7 protein-coding genes are annotated in these 15,212 nt (G+C 74.0%); 6 read left to right on the plus strand and 1 reads right to left on the minus strand.

The window, feature by feature from the left end; translation table 11 throughout:
- The first annotated feature begins 37 nt into the window (after positions 1-37).
- From ACPC54_RS22295 to ACPC54_RS22310, 4 genes are all read left to right on the plus strand, one after another.
- Positions 38-694 (plus strand): HAD family hydrolase, encoded by a 657-nt coding sequence (locus ACPC54_RS22295; RefSeq protein WP_498967050.1) that lies wholly within the window; start codon positions 38-40, stop codon positions 692-694.
- A gap of 142 nt (positions 695-836) precedes the next feature.
- Complete coding sequence (gene pruA, locus ACPC54_RS22300; protein WP_498967237.1) at positions 837-2,462, plus strand: L-glutamate gamma-semialdehyde dehydrogenase; 1,626 nt, start codon at positions 837-839, stop codon at positions 2,460-2,462.
- A gap of 287 nt (positions 2,463-2,749) precedes the next feature.
- Positions 2,750-7,696, plus strand: coding sequence for an NAD-glutamate dehydrogenase (locus ACPC54_RS22305; RefSeq protein WP_498967052.1), 4,947 nt, complete (start codon positions 2,750-2,752; stop codon positions 7,694-7,696).
- A 181-nt stretch (positions 7,697-7,877) separates the two neighbouring features.
- Entirely contained in the window at positions 7,878-8,705 is an 828-nt protein-coding gene (locus ACPC54_RS22310; protein ID WP_498967054.1) for a hypothetical protein, read from the plus strand.
- 76 nt (positions 8,706-8,781) lie between these two features.
- Here the strand turns inward: ACPC54_RS22310 and ACPC54_RS22315 are convergent, their stop codons facing one another.
- Entirely contained in the window at positions 8,782-11,643 is a 2,862-nt protein-coding gene (locus ACPC54_RS22315; protein ID WP_498967239.1) for an FtsK/SpoIIIE domain-containing protein, read from the minus strand.
- A 405-nt stretch (positions 11,644-12,048) separates the two neighbouring features.
- Here ACPC54_RS22315 and ACPC54_RS22320 point away from each other — a divergent pair, with 405 nt between their 5' ends.
- Positions 12,049-13,905, plus strand: coding sequence for a serine/threonine-protein kinase (locus ACPC54_RS22320; protein ID WP_498967056.1), 1,857 nt, complete (start codon positions 12,049-12,051; stop codon positions 13,903-13,905).
- A gap of 32 nt (positions 13,906-13,937) precedes the next feature.
- On the plus strand, positions 13,938-15,101 hold the full coding sequence (locus ACPC54_RS22325; RefSeq protein WP_498967058.1) for a GH12 family glycosyl hydrolase domain-containing protein: 1,164 nt from the start codon (positions 13,938-13,940) through the stop codon (positions 15,099-15,101).
- Positions 15,102-15,212: the final 111 nt, after the last annotated feature.

Raw genomic sequence — 15,212 nt, forward strand, 5'->3', positions numbered from 1 at the left:
ACCGGCGGGGCGGTGGCCGGCGTTACCGTTGGCCCCCGTGCGCACTCACATCGTTTGGGACTGGAACGGCACCCTCTTCCACGACATGGACGCCGTCCTCGGCGCCAGCAACGCCGCGTTCGCGACCATCGGCATCGACCCGATGACCATGCAGGAGTACCGGGAGCAGTACGAGGTCCCGATCCCGCGGTTCTACCAGCGGCTGCTCGGCCGGGTGCCCTCCCAGGAGGAGTGGCTGCGGCTCGACGACGCGTTCCAGGACCGCTACCTGGAGCTCAGCCCCGCCTGCGGGCTGACCGAGGGCGCGCGCGAGCTGCTGGCGGGCTGGCAGGCGGCCGGGCACAGCCAGTCCCTGCTGTCGATGTACCACCACGACCGGCTGGTGCCGCTGGTCGACGCCTTCGGGCTGGCCGACCGCTTTCTGCGGGTGGACGGCCGCAGCGGCCCGTCCGGCGGGAAGAAGGCCGAGCAGCTGACGAAGCACCTCGCCGAGCTCGGCGAGCGGGTCGACCCGGCCCGCACGGTGCTGATCGGCGACGCCGCGGACGACGCCCTGGCGGCGCTGCACGCGGGCGCCCGCGCGGTGTTGTACACCGGCGGCTCGCACACCCGGGAGAAGCTGGAGCCGGTCGGCGTCCCGGTGGTGGACACCCTGGCCGAGGCGGTCGAGCTGGCCGCGCGGCTCACCGGCTGACCCAGCCGGGCGGGCGGGCCCGCGCCGCCCGGAGTGGCGGGCGCCACGTCCGCCGTCCGCGTGTCTGAACGGGCGGAACCCGCCGCGGCTGGTCAGGCTGGACTGCGACCCCACCCGCAGCCAGGACGGAGCCGCCATGCCCATCGACGCAGTCACCGAGGTGCCGACCCCGGTCAACGAGCCGGTGCGGAGCTACCCGCCGGGCAGCCCGGAGCGGGCGCGGCTGGTGCGGCGGCTGGACGAGCTGGCGGCCGAGCAGGTCCCGCTGCCGATGACCATCGGCGGCGAGCAGCGCTTCGGCGGCGGCGAGCGGATCGACGTCGTCCAGCCGCACCACCACGCGGCCAAGCTGGGCGTGCTCGGCAACGCGACCCGGGAGGACGCCCGGGCGGCGGTGGACGCGGCGCTGGCCGCCGGGCGGCAGTGGCGCTCGCTGTCCTTCGACGACCGCGCGGCGGTCTTCCTGCGCGCCGCCGACCTGCTGGCCGGGCCCTGGCGGGACACCCTCAACGCGGCCACCATGCTCGGCCAGTCGAAGACCGTGCAGCAGGCCGAGATCGACTCCGCCTGCGAGCTGATCGACTTCTGGCGGTTCAACGTCGGGTTCGCCCGGCAGGTCCTGGCCGACCAGCCGATCTCCTCCCCGGGGGTGTGGAACCGGGTCGACCACCGCCCGCTGGAAGGTTTCGTCTACGCGATCACACCGTTCAACTTCACCGCGATCGCCGGGAACCTGCCCACCGCCCCCGCGCTGATGGGCAACACCGTGGTCTGGAAGCCCGCGCCGACCCAGACCCTGGCCGCGCACCACCTGATGCGGCTGCTGGAGGCGGCCGGCCTGCCGCCCGGGGTGATCAACCTGGTCACCGGCGACGGCCTGCAGGTCTCCCCGGTGGCGCTGGCCGACCCGGCGCTCGCCGGGCTGCACTTCACCGGCTCCACCGCCACCTTCCAGTCGCTCTGGCAGACCATCGGCGCGAACATCGGCGGCTACCGCACGTACCCGAGGATCGTCGGCGAGACCGGCGGCAAGGACTTCCTGCTGGCCCACCGCTCGGCCGACCCGGACATCCTGCGGACCGCGCTGATCCGCGGCGCCTTCGAGTACCAGGGCCAGAAGTGCTCGGCGCTCTCCCGCGCCTACCTGCCGCGCAGCCTCTGGCAGCGGATCAAGGACGACTTCCTGGCCGAGGTCGACGCGCTCGCCGTGGGCGACGTCACCGACCTCTCCAACTTCATGGGCGCGCTGATCGACCGGCGCGCCTTCGAACGGAACCGGGACGCGATCGACCGGGCGAAGGCCGACCCGACGATCGAGCTGGCCGCCGGCGGGCAGTACGACGACGCGATCGGCTGGTTCGTCCGCCCCACCGTCCTGGTCTCCTCCGACCACCGGGGCGAGATCTTCCGCACCGAGTACTTCGGCCCGATCCTCGCGATCCACGTCTACGAGGACTCCCGCTGGGACGACGTGCTCGGCCGGGTCGACAAGGGTGCCCCGTACGGCCTGACCGGCGCGGTGATCGCACAGGACCGTTACGCGATCGCCCAGGCCGTGGAGGAGTTGCGCTTCACCGCCGGAAACTTCTACATCAACGACAAACCCACCGGTGCGGTCGTCGGGCAGCAGCCCTTCGGCGGCTCCCGGGCCTCCGGGACCAACGACAAGGCCGGTGCCGCCCAGAACCTGCTGCGCTGGACCTCGGCCCGGTCGATCAAGGAGACCTTCGTCCCGCCGACCCGGCACGGTTACCCGCATATGGGCTGAAAGCGAACATCCGGCTCCGGATTGGACAAGCTGTCCAGGACGGACCGGACTTCCTGCGGGATTGTGCCTACCTGTCCCTGTGCACCTTCGATTGATCCGGTTAGGCTGACTGGCGTCGTCGGGTGGCTTCGCAGGACGAATGAGTCGTCCTACCCGCTGGCAGGGCGTTTCATGCGTGCCATGAGCCCCTTTCAGTCGGACGGTGCGGCAGGATTGCGGGAGACCCGGCGGTGTACATCCACACACCACCGAGTCACGCAACGGCGCGCGACAGGAGCCAAGAAGTCATGCAGACCAAGCTGGACGCAGCCAAGGCCGAACTGCTCAAGAAGGCAGTCGCAGCCGCTGAGAACAGCCAGGTAGGGGGAGCGGCGCCGGGAGAGGGTCTGAGCAACGGCGCTCTGACCGCGTACCTGCACCACTACTACCTCCACACCGCGCCCGAGGACCTGGTCGACCACGACCCGGTCGACGTCTACGGCGCGGCCGCCTCCCACTACCGCCTGGGCCTCAAGCGCCCGCAGGGCACCGCCGAGGTGCGGGTGCACACCCCCTCGGTCGAGGAGAACGGCTGGTCCTGCGGCCACACCGTGGTCGAGGTCGTCACCGACGACATGCCGTTCCTGGTCGACTCCGTCACCAACGAGCTGTCCCGCCAGGACCGCGCGATCCACCTCGTGATCCACCCCCAGCTGGTCGTCCGCCGTGACATCACCGGCAAGCTGCTGGAGATCCTGGACGTCGACGCCTGCGCCCGCAGCCAGGCCGCCGGCACCGAGTGGCCCGCCGACGCGACCGTCGAGTCGTGGATGCACATCGAGATCGACCGCGAGACCGACCGCGACGACCTGCGCACCATCGAGACCAACCTGCGCCGCGTGCTCGGCGACGTCCGCGAGGTCGTCGAGGACTGGGGCAAGATGCGCGACAGCGCGCTGCGCCTGGCCGACGAGCTGGCCGAGCAGCCCCCGGCCGGCCTGCCCGAGCAGGAGGTCGGCGAGGCCTGGGAGCTGATGCGCTGGCTCGCCGACGACCACTTCACCTTCCTCGGCTACCGCGAGTACGACCTGGTCGAGCACGAGGGCGAGGAGGTCCTCAAGGCCGTCGCCGGGACGGGCCTGGGCATCCTGCGCTCCGACCCGCGCAGCCACGACGACCGCCACCACGCCGTCAGCGAGGCCTTCGGCCGGCTCTCCGCGCCGGTGCGCGCCAAGGCCCACGAGAAGAAGCTGCTCGTCCTGACCAAGGCCAACAGCCGCGCCACCGTGCACCGCCCGGCCTACCTCGACTACGTCGGCGTGAAGAAGTTCAACGCCGCCGGCGAGCCGATCGGCGAGCGCCGCTTCCTCGGTCTGTTCTCCTCCGCCGCGTACACCGAGTCGGTCACCCGCATCCCGGTCGTGCGCCGCAAGGTCCAGGCCGTGCTGGAGGGCTCCGGCTTCTCCAGCGAGAGCCACGACGGCCGCGACCTGCTGCAGATCATGGAGACCTTCCCCCGGGACGAGATCTTCCAGACCCCGGCCTCCGAGCTGCTCTCGATCGCCACCAGCGTGCTGTACCTGCAGGAGCGCCGCAAGCTGCGCCTCTTCCTGCGCCAGGACGAGTACGGGCGCTACTTCTCGGCCTTCGTCTACCTGCCGCGCGACCGCTACACCACGCGCATCCGGCTGCTGCTCACCGACATCCTCAAGGAGGAGCTGAACGGCGCCACCATCGACTACACGGTGTACGCCACCGAGTCGGTGCTGACCCGTCTGCACTTCGTCGTCCGGGTCGCCCCCGGCACCGAGCTCCCCCAGCTGACCGACTCCGACATCGAGCGGATCGAGAACCGGCTCGCCGACGCCGCCCGCTTCTGGATGGACGGCTTCCACGACCAGCTGCACACCGAGCTGGGCGAGGAGAAGGCCGCCGAGCTCGGCCACAAGTACGCCAACGCCTTCCCGGACGGCTACCGCGCCGACTTCCCGCCGCGCACCGCCGTCTCCGACATCAAGCAGATCGAGTCGCTGCACGGCGCGGGCGACTTCCGCCTGAACCTGTACCAGCCGGTCGGCGCGGGCGACGACGAGCGCCGCTTCAAGATCTACCGGGTCGGCGGCCCGATCTCGCTCACCGAGGTCCTGCCGGTGCTCCAGCGCCTGGGCGTCGAGGTGCTGGACGAGCACCCGTACGCGCTGCGCCGCTCGGACGGCACCACCGCGTGGGTGTACGACTTCGGCCTGAAGCTGCGCGAGGCCACCGAGCTGACCGACGAGGCCCGCGAGCGCTTCCAGGAGACCTTCGCGGCCACCTGGACCGGCAAGGCCGAGAACGACGGCTTCAACGAGCTGGTCCTGACCGCCGGGCTGACCTGGCGCCAGGCGACGGTGCTGCGCGCGTACGCCAAGTACCTGCGCCAGGCGGGCTCCACGTTCTCCCAGGACTACATGGAGGACGCGCTCCGCAACAACACCCACACCACCCGGCTGCTGGTCAACCTGTTCGAGGCGCGGCTGAGCCCGGGCCACCAGCAGGGCGCCGACGAGCTGACCGAGGGCATCCTGGAGGAGCTGTCCGGCGCGCTCGACGAGGTCGTCTCGCTGGACGAGGACCGCATCCTGCGCTCCTTCCTGCACCTCATCAAGGCCACCCTGCGGACCAACTTCTTCCAGCGCGCCGGCTCCGGCGAGTGGCACTCCTACGTGTCGATGAAGTTCGACCCGAAGGCCATCCCGGACCTGCCGGCCCCGCGCCCGGCGTTCGAGATCTGGGTGTACTCGCCGCAGGTCGAGGGCGTGCACCTGCGCTTCGGCAAGGTCGCCCGCGGCGGTCTGCGCTGGTCCGACCGGCGCGAGGACTTCCGCACCGAGATCCTCGGCCTGGTCAAGGCCCAGATGGTCAAGAACACCGTCATCGTGCCGGTCGGCGCCAAGGGCGGCTTCGTCGCCAAGCAGCTGCCGGACCCGTCGGTGGACCGCGACGCCTGGCTGGCCGAGGGCATCTCCTCGTACAAGACCTTCATCTCGGCGCTGCTGGACATCACCGACAACCTGGTGGCCGGCGAGGTCGTCCACCCGGCCGACGTGGTCCGCCACGACGAGGACGACACCTACCTGGTCGTCGCCGCCGACAAGGGCACCGCGACCTTCTCCGACATCGCCAACGGCGTCGCGGAGTCGTACGGCTTCTGGCTGGGCGACGCCTTCGCCTCCGGCGGCTCGGCCGGCTACGACCACAAGGGCATGGGCATCACCGCCCGCGGCGCCTGGGAGTCGGTCAAGCGCAACTTCCGCGAGCTCGGCGTCGACACCCAGAGCCAGGACTTCACCGTCATCGGCATCGGTGACATGTCCGGCGACGTCTTCGGCAACGGCATGCTGCTCAGCGAGCACATCCGCCTGGTCGCCGCCTTCGACCACCGCCACATCTTCCTCGACCCGAACCCGGACGCGGCCGCCTCGTACGCCGAGCGCCGCCGCCTCTTCGAGCTGCCGCGCAGCTCGTGGGACGACTACGACAAGTCGCTGATCTCGGCCGGCGGCGGGGTCTTCCCGCGCAGCGCCAAGTCGATCCAGCTCAGCGCGCAGGTCCGGGCCGCGCTCGGTGTCGAGGAGAGCCGCCTCACCCCGGCCGAGCTGATGAAGGCCGTCTTGCAGGCGCCCGTCGACCTGTTCTGGAACGGCGGCATCGGCACCTACGTCAAGGCCTCCACCGAGACCAACGCCGAGGTCGGCGACAAGGCCAACGACGCCATCCGCGTCAACGGCGAGCAGGTCCGGGCCCGGGTCATCGGCGAGGGCGGCAACCTCGGCTGCACCCAGCTCGGCCGCATCGAGTACGCGGCCTCCGGCGGCCCCGAGGGCGCCGGCGGCTGGATCAACACCGACGCGATCGACAACTCGGCCGGTGTGGACACCTCGGACCACGAGGTCAACATCAAGATCCTGCTCAACCAGGTCGTCGCCGAGGGCGACATGACGGTCAAGCAGCGCAACGCCCTGCTCGCCGAGATGACCGACGAGGTCGGCCACCTGGTCCTGCGCAACAACTACGCGCAGAACGTGGTGCTGGCCAACGCCGTCGCCCAGGCGCACAGCATGGTCAACGTCCACGCCCGGATGATCAACCGCTTCGAGGCGGCCGGCCAGCTCGACCGGGGCCTGGAGTTCCTGCCCGCCGAGCGCCAGATCCGGGAGCGGCAGCAGAACGGCCGCGGGCTCTCCCAGCCCGAGATGTCCGTCCTGCTCGCCTACACCAAGATCATCCTGGCCGACGAGCTGCTGGCCACCGACCTGCCGGACGACCCGTACTTCCGCACCGCGCTGCACGAGTACTTCCCGAGCGCGCTGCGGGCCAGGTTCGCCGACGCGATCGACAACCACGCGCTGCGCCGCGAGATCATCACCACCCTGATCGTCAACGACACGATCAACCGCGGTGGCTGCACCTTCGCCTTCCGGCTGAAGGAGGAGACCGGCGCGACCTACGAGGAGATCGCCCGGACGCACACCGCCGCGCGGGCCGTCTTCGGCCTGGAGGAGATCTGGGCCGAGATCGAGGGCCTGGACAACCAGGTCGGGGCCCGCGTCCAGACCAAGATGCGGCTGCACTCGCGCCGCCTGGTCGAGCGCGCCACCCGGTGGATGCTCAACAACCGCCGCCAGCCGCTCGACATCGCCGGCACCATCGAGTTCTTCCACGACCGGGTCAACCAGGTCTGGGGCTCGTTGCCCAAGCCGCTGCGCGGCGAGGACCTGGCCTGGTACGAGCACGTGTACGGCGACCTCGCCGGGGCCGGCGTGCCGGAGGAGCTGGCCACCCGGATCGCCGGGCTGTCCTCGACCTTCCCGACGCTGGACATCACCGAGGTCGCGGACCGCTCCGGCAAGGACGTCGCCGACGTCGCCGAGCTGTACTACGACCTGGGCGACCGCCTGCAGATCTCGCACCTGCTGGACCGGATCATCGACCTGCCCCGCACCGACCGCTGGTCGTCGATGGCCCGGGCCGCGATCCGCGAGGACCTCTTCGCGGCGCACGCGGCGCTGACCGCCGACGTCCTCGCCTGCGGCCCCGAGGGTGCCACCCCGGAGGAGCGCTACACCGCCTGGGCGGAGCTCAACGGGACCCTGCTGAACCGGGCCAAGAGCACCCTCGACGACATAAGGGGTTCGGACAACTACGAACTGTCCAGCCTCTCCGTCGCGATGCGGGTCATCCGCACGCTGCTGCGTACCGGCACGATGCGCTGACGGCAGGCTGACGGCCCGAGTGGGGCCCGCGTCCTCGGACGCGGGCCCCACCGCCGTTTCCGGCCGGCGGGCGGCGGGTTCCGAGTGGGGCGGCCGGGCCGGGTGGGGCCTGGGAATCCCCTTGTGGGTCGTGTTCACACCTTCGCTAGAGTGATCCGGAACCGACCTGGGGGGTCAAGACATGAAGATCAATCGCGGGCCGATCCGCGCCGTGGGCGTGGGGATCTCGGTGGCGCTGCTCGTCGCCGGAGCGGCGGCCTGTTCCTCCGACGACAAGAAGGACACCGCGAAGGCCGACGCCACCGCGTCGGCGGCGCCCGGCAGCAAGGGCCCGGAGGCCTTCTCGGCGGCCGGTTACCGCGGCCTGATGCCGGGCGTCACCAAGGACGCGGCCCTGGCCGGCGGCGCTCTGGAGGCCGCTCCGGTCTCGCTGCTCGACGGCTGCACCGACTTCGTCTACAAGGGCGGTCCGGCGCCCGACAAGACCCGGATGGACGCCGAGGCGGCCACCGAGGCCCGCTTCAAGGACCTCAACGGGAAGGCCGACGCGGCCGCCGCCAAGCCGTCCACCCCGCTGCCGACGCTGCCGCCGAACGCTTCCGCCAAGGACTCCGCGGCGATCGCCGCCGAGGCCGCGGGCTCGGCCAAGCAGTCCGCCGCCGACGCCAAGCTGATGGCCGACGCGGCCCAGTCCAGCGTCGACATGGCGATGGCCCGGGAGGTCCGGGACAAGGCGTTCTTCACCAGCGGCCGGGTCTCCTTCGCGAAGTCCGGGCTACGCGAGCTGGTCGCCCCGGCCGAGGCCAGGACGGCCGAGGGCATCGGCGTCGGCTCCACCGTGGACGCCCTCCAGCAGGCCTACGGCGCCAAGGGCCTGGAGAAGGACAAGATCGGCAACTTCACCATGCCGGTGGAGGGGCAGCAGGGCTGGCAGTACGAGTTCGCCGCGGACGGCGGCAAGGTCGTCGGCATGACCGTGGCCAACCGCGCCCTGAAGTGCACCGCCTGATCGGCTGAGCACCCGCCACGGAGGGCGGGGCCGCGGACCGACCGGTCCGCGGCCCCGCCCTCCGTGCGTCCGGGCGTCAGCGCGAGGCGGCGCGCTGGAGGGCGCTGGCGAGCAGGGCCAGGTCGGTCGGGCCGTTGCCGAGCTCGCGGACGGGCCGGCGGGCGGGCGGGGCGCCGAGCTGGAGCGGGTCGATGGCGACGACGGTCGGGCGCAGCGTCGCGGTGCGCGGGATACGGCCGCTGATCCGGGCGGTCTGGAAGGCCGTGACGCCGCCGTCCGCCAGGCGCAGGTAGCCGCGGCCGGGCGTGTCCTCGGGCAGGGCGGCGGCGTCGCCGAGGTGGATCAGCAGGTCGGAGTCGGCCGGGTCCTCGGTGCGCAGCGCGATGCGGAGCAGGGCGGCCTCGTCGACCTCGGTGCCGGCGCTCTCCTCCGGGCGGCCGGTGGCGACGGCCAGGTGGACGCCGAGCGGGCCGCCGCGGCGGGCGACGGCGGCGAGGGCGCGGGCGAGCGGGCGGCCGACCGGGGAGGTGGGGGAGAGCAGCGCGTCGTAGTCGTCGACGACGACGACCAGCCGGGCCGGGGCGGGGCCGGGGGGCGCGACGGGTGCGGTCGGCAGGGGCGAGTCGGGGGCGCGCGGGGGGACGATTCGCGGCGCCGATGCCGTCCGGGCGCCGACCGCGGCCGGCACCGGGACCTGCGGGCGGCCGGCGCCGGCGCCCGTTCCGTCCAGGCCGTTCCCGTCCAGGCCCGTCCCGTCCAGAATGCGCGCGGCGTGCCAGGAGGCGAAGTCCAGGCCGTCGAACAGCCGCTCCCGCAGGGTGAGTTCGTCCTCCAGCGCCTCCGCGGCGAGCAGCGCGGCGCGCGGGTCGTCGGCGGCGTTGACCCGCCCGGTGACGTGCGGCAGTTCGGTGCAGCCGTCCAGTCCGTCCTGGCCGTCCGCGACGGTCCGGCCCTCGATGAGGGTGACGGTGAGACGCTCGGGCCGCTCGGAGACGGCGAGCGAGGCGACCAGGGTGCGCAGCAGCTCCGTCTTGCCGGAGCCGCGGGCGCCGCCGATGAGCAGGTGCGGGCCGCCCGGGTCGGGGGAGGGGAGGGCGAGTTCGGGGTCGGCGAGGTCCAGCGTGCACAGCTCGTCCCGGGTGGTGCCGAGCAGCGCGGTGGCGGCGCCGATGCCGCCGGCGTGCGCGGCCCAGCGGGCGGAGAGCTTGGCCGGGGTGACGGTGTCGAGCTGCAGCAGGTCGAGCAGGCGCAGCGCGTCCGGCAGCGGTCCGCGGGCGGAGGGGGTGGCCTCGCGCAGCGGTGCGAGGACGCGGGCGAGGCGCTCGGCCCAGGCGTCGGAGACGGCGTCCAGCGAGATCTCGTGCAGGGTCTCGCGGCCGCGCGCGACGGGGCGGTCGAGCGAGAGGTGGGTGCCGACCTCGCCGGTGACGAGGGCGGTGGCGCCGAGGCCGCGGGGGAGCAGTTCGGGCTGCTCGGCGAGGCAGATCGGGAAGATGCCGACCGCCGGGCCCTGGCGCAGCAGCAGGTCGAGGGCCTGCCGGGCGGCCTCGGTGGCCGGGCGGCCGTCGACCACGACGACGGTGGCGGGGTGGCCGCCGAGGCCGGTCGGGCCGCTGAGCCGGGCGGTGAGTTCGGTGAGCCGGGCGGTGGCCTGCTCGTCGTCGAGGCCGAGCAGCAGCCGGCAGTCCTGGCCGTCGACGGGGCGCAGGTGGGGCAGCCAGAGGGCCCAGGCCCAGGTGTCGGCGCGGTCCTCGGGGGTGCGGGCCGGGTCGGCGTCGACCACGACGAGGCTGAGGCCGGTGGGCGGGTGCAGGGCGGCGAGCTGGGCGACGACGGCGCGGGTGAGCGCGTCGAGCCGCTCGCGCGGGCCGCTGAGGCCGAGGCTGCCGGCGGTCTGCAGGTCGAGGGTGACGGGGACGGCGGGCAGCAGGGTGCCGGGCGTGGTGCCGGGGCCGCCGGGCCGGTCGGCGGTGCCGAGGCGCAGGGTGAGCGCGTCGGGGTGGCCGGGGCCGCGCTCCCACAGCCGCGGGCCGGGGCCGACGGCGTTGAGCAGCAGGGTGGCGAGGTCGGGGAAGCGTTCGCGCTGGGCGGCGGTCTGGCGCAGCCGGACGGCGGCGTGGTGGCGTTCGGCGCTCTCCTGGCCGGGCGGCTCGGCGGCGCGGCCGGGCAGCAGCGAGAACAGGCCGCGGCCCCGGCCGGGGGCGGGCTCGGGGGCGGCGGGCGGTTCGACGACCGGGGGCGCGGGGCGGGCCGGGCCGGGGGCGGCGAGCTGGAGGTGGCCGTGGCCGTCCGGCAGGGCGGCGCGGGCGGAGCCGGGCTCGGCGGGGTCGGGCACGACCAGCTGCAGGGTGGACTCGCCGATCCGCAGCAGCGCGCCGGGCTCCAGCGGGACGGCCTCCTCGGTGGGGCCGGGCGGGACGATCCGGCCGTCGAGGGTGGTGCCGTTGGTGGAGCCGAGGTCCCGGACGGTGATCCGGCCGTCCTCGGCGAGGTGGAGGGCGAGGTGCAGCCGGGAGACGTCGGGGTCGTCGAGCGGGACGTCGGCCTCGCCGGAGCGGCCGATCCGGATTTCCCGGCCGTGCAGCCGGTGCACGCCGCCCGCGTCGGGGCCGCCGACCACGCGCAGCTCGGCGGTGGCGGGGGTGTCGTCGGGGTCGTCGGCGGTCGGGTCGGGCTCGTTGAGGCTGAGGACGGCGCCGTCGAGCAGCGGGGGGTGGCCGAGCAGCGTGTGCTCGTCCACACGGTGTGCCCCGGCGTACAGGTGCACGTGGGTGGCGGCCCGCGGCCCGCGCACGCCCACGGCGCCCGCGAGCGCCCCCGCGAGGGCGCCGAGCGCGGTGCCGACGGGGGCGGTGACCAGCACGTCCACGTAGGGGATGGCGGAGCCGGCGGCGGCCGGGCCGCTGCGCGGTCGGAGGACGGTCAGCCGGATCTGCATCTCGCCCGCGGGTCCCTTCTGCTGGTGTGAAGCCTGGTACCGCTGCCGGGTGTGGTCGCGGCCGCGCCGGGCGGCAGCGGCGACCCGTTGGGCCACACGAGTGGCGAGTGTCCATCCTGCCATCCGTCACGGACGGTCCGCGCACGGTACCGGATTTGACGATCTTGCGATCATCGTCATGGTGGAGGCGACGGAGGGTCAGGTCAACAGCCTCCCGACCGGCCCTCCCGACCCGTCTCGGGGGCTCCCCTAGGGGATCTCCCCCAACCCCGCTCGGATGGCCTGCCGGACACCCCGAAAACCCGATCGGGCACCGTTAGAGTGGCCGCAGACACGGGCCCGGCACGCTCACCGCACGGGCGGAGGAGCGCCCCGCGCGGGCGGCACGGCGAGGAGTGCGACAAGGTGCGGCCAGTCGGCAGCAAATATCTGCTCGATGAGACCCTCGGACGGGGTGCCACCGGCACCGTCTGGCGCGGCCTGGTGCGCGCGGACGTCCAGGTGCCGGGCAGCGAGCCCGGGCAGCGGGTGGCGATCAAGGTGCTGCGCGAGGAGCTGGCGGCCGATCCGGACGTCGTGATGCGCTTCCTGCGCGAGCGCTCGCTGCTGCTGCGGCTGACCCACCCCAACATCGTCCGGGTCCGCGACCTGGTGGTCGAGGGCGAGTTGCTGGCCCTGGTCATGGACCTCGTCGAGGGCCCCGACCTGGCCCGCTACCTGCGCGCCAACGGCCCGTTCAGCCCGATCGCGGGCGCCCTGCTGATGGCCCAGGTGGCGGACGCCCTGGCGGCCAGCCACGCGGACGGGATCGTCCACCGCGACCTCAAGCCGGCCAACGTGCTGCTCGCCTCCGTCCTGGTGGACGGCACCGAGCAGATGCACCCGATGCTGACCGACTTCGGCATCGCCCGGCTCGCCGACTCCCCGGGCATCACCCGCACCCACGAGTTCGTCGGCACCCCCGCGTACGTCGCACCGGAGTCCGCCGAGGGCCGCCCGCAGACCTCCGCGGTGGACGTGTACGGCGCCGGGATCATGCTGTACGAGCTGGTCACCGGCCGGCAGCCGTTCCAGGGCGACGGCGCCCTGGCCGTCCTCCAGGCCCACCTGGCGCAGGAGCCGCAGCGGCCCAGCACCATGCCCGAGCCGCTCTGGACGGTGATCGAGCGCTGCCTGCGCAAGGACCCGGCGCAGCGGCCGAGCGCCACCTCGCTGGCCCGCGCGCTGCGCGTGGTCGCGGCCGGTGTCGGCGTGCACGCCTCCCCGGCGGCGGTGGACGAGGCGCTGGCGGTCGGCGCCCTGCTGCTGCCGGACCCGCAGCCGACCGCCGTCCCCGGCGGCACGACGGGCGTGCCCGGCGCCGACGACCGCACCCAGGTGCTGCCCGCCGGCCCGCCGGCCCCGCACTACGACCCGGCCGCGGCGACCCGGGTGATGGGCACCCAGCCGCCGCCCGCGCCCCCGTACGGCGCCCAGGACCGCACCCAGGTGATGCCGCCCACCGCCGTCCCGCCGCCCCCGCCCGCCGGGCCGGCCGGGCCGCAGGAGGAGGCGCCGCACCCGTGGCAGACCCAGCTGCGCGCGGCCCGCGACCGCAACCAGCAGACCCAGGTCGGCTACTTCGGCCCGGAGGACTTCGAGGAGCCGCAGGTCGCGCCGCAGCCCTACCAGGCGCCGCAGGGGGGCCAGCCGTCGCAGGGCGGCCGGCCGTACCCGGGCGCCGGGCCGCAGCAGCCCCCGGCCGGCTACCACCCCGACCAGCGCCGCCAGGGCCCGCCGCCGCCCGGCTACGCCCAGCGCCCGCCGGTCGCCCCGCCGCCCTACCAGGTCAACCAGGGCGGTCAGGGCCCCCAGGGCGCCGGCCGGCCGCAGCCGCCCGGCGGCTACCGGCAGGCCCCGGCCGGGTACGGGCAGTCGCAGGGCGGCTACCCGCCGCCGCCCGCGCCCACCCCGGTGCCGCGCCGGGCCGAGCCGCCGGCGCCGCAGCACCGGGAGCCCCCGCGGCGCCGCGAGGAGCCGTACGAGCCGCCACGCCGGGAGAGCGCCCCGCCGCGCGAGCGGCGCCCGCGCAGCCGCAACCGGATGTACATCCCGGGGCTCGGCTGCCTCAAGGGCTGCCTGATGGTGCTGCTGGTGCTCGCCGTGGCCGCGCTGGCGCTGTGGCACTTCACGCCGCTGCCGCACTACTGGGACAACGTGGTGAGCTGGTTCGACACCGCGCGCGGCTGGGTCGGCGACGTCTTCGGCAGTTCGAACAAGTAGCGACCGGACCAGGGGGGAACGGGCATGGGTGCATGGGGGAGCGCGCCGGCGCCGCGCTGATGGGCGCGGTGCTGGCGGCGGCCGGGCTGCTGCCGGCCGGCCAGGCCGTGGGGGCGGCGGAGGTCGCGCACTGCGGGCAGTACGAGACCGTGCCGGTCGCGGGCGGCCGGTACGTGGTGGACAACAACAACTACGGCGGGGCCGCGCAGTGCCTCGGCACGGACGGCCGGGCCGGGTTCACCGTCCTGGACTCCCGGGCGAACGCGAGCCCGCCGGCCGGCCCGGCCGCGTACCCGGAGATCTTCGACGGCTGCCACTGGGGCACCTGCGCCCAGGGCAGCGCGCTTCCGGTCAAGGCCTCCGAGCTGGGCCGGGCCACCAGCAGCTGGTCCACCACGCTGCCCGCCCAGGGCGACTTCAACGTGGCGTACGACCTCTGGTTCAACACGACCCCGGCCACCCCCGCCGCCAACGGCCAGCCGGACGGCGCCGAGCTGATGATCTGGCTCGACCGGACCCCGGCCTCGGCGAGCCCCTCCGGCAGCACCGCCGGCATCGGCGGCGCCGGGTACACCAGCTGGCAGATGACGATCTCCGCCAACGGGAAGCAGTGGCCGATGGTCGCCTACCAGGCGCAGACCCCGGTGACCTCCGTCACCGACCTGGACCTGCGGGCCTTCGTCCGGGACGCGGTGACGCGCGGGGTGGTGAATCCGGACTGGTACCTGATCTCGGTCGAGGCCGGCTACGAGGTCTGGAGCGGCGGTACGGGCCTGCGCACCGAGTCCTTCGCCACCGACGTGCGCCCCGGCCGCCCGGTCGGCCCGATCGGCGCCCCCGGCGGCCGCTGCCTGGCCTATGCGCCGGACGGCAGCCCGGCGGACGGCCCGGAGCCGGTCGCGCTGCTGGACTGCGACGGCTCGCCGGCCCAGCAGTGGAGCGTGGAGATCGACGGCACGGTCCGGCAGAACGGCAAGTGCCTGGGCACCAACGGCAACCAGGCCTCGCTCAACCCCTGCAACGGTTCGCCGTACCACGTCTGGCTGGTCGGACTGGCCGGCGCGCTGTGGAACCAGGGCGCCCAGGGGTGCCTGCGGGACCCGTCCGGCGGCACCGCGCCGGGCGGCCGCGCCGACCTGGCCGGCTGCGACGGCTCGCCCGGGCAGCAGTGGACGCTGCCGACCTCGGTGCGCTGACGCCGCGTCGCGGAGCTCCGGCCGGGGCTCCGCACCCCGGCCGGGCAACGGGATTGACGCTTTGTCGACAATTCACGAGATTTCCCGCCGGAGAGTGCCGCCCGAGCCCCC

Source organism: Kitasatospora sp. NPDC094028 (assembly GCF_049543595.1).
Lineage (GTDB): Bacteria > Actinomycetota > Actinomycetes > Streptomycetales > Streptomycetaceae > Kitasatospora.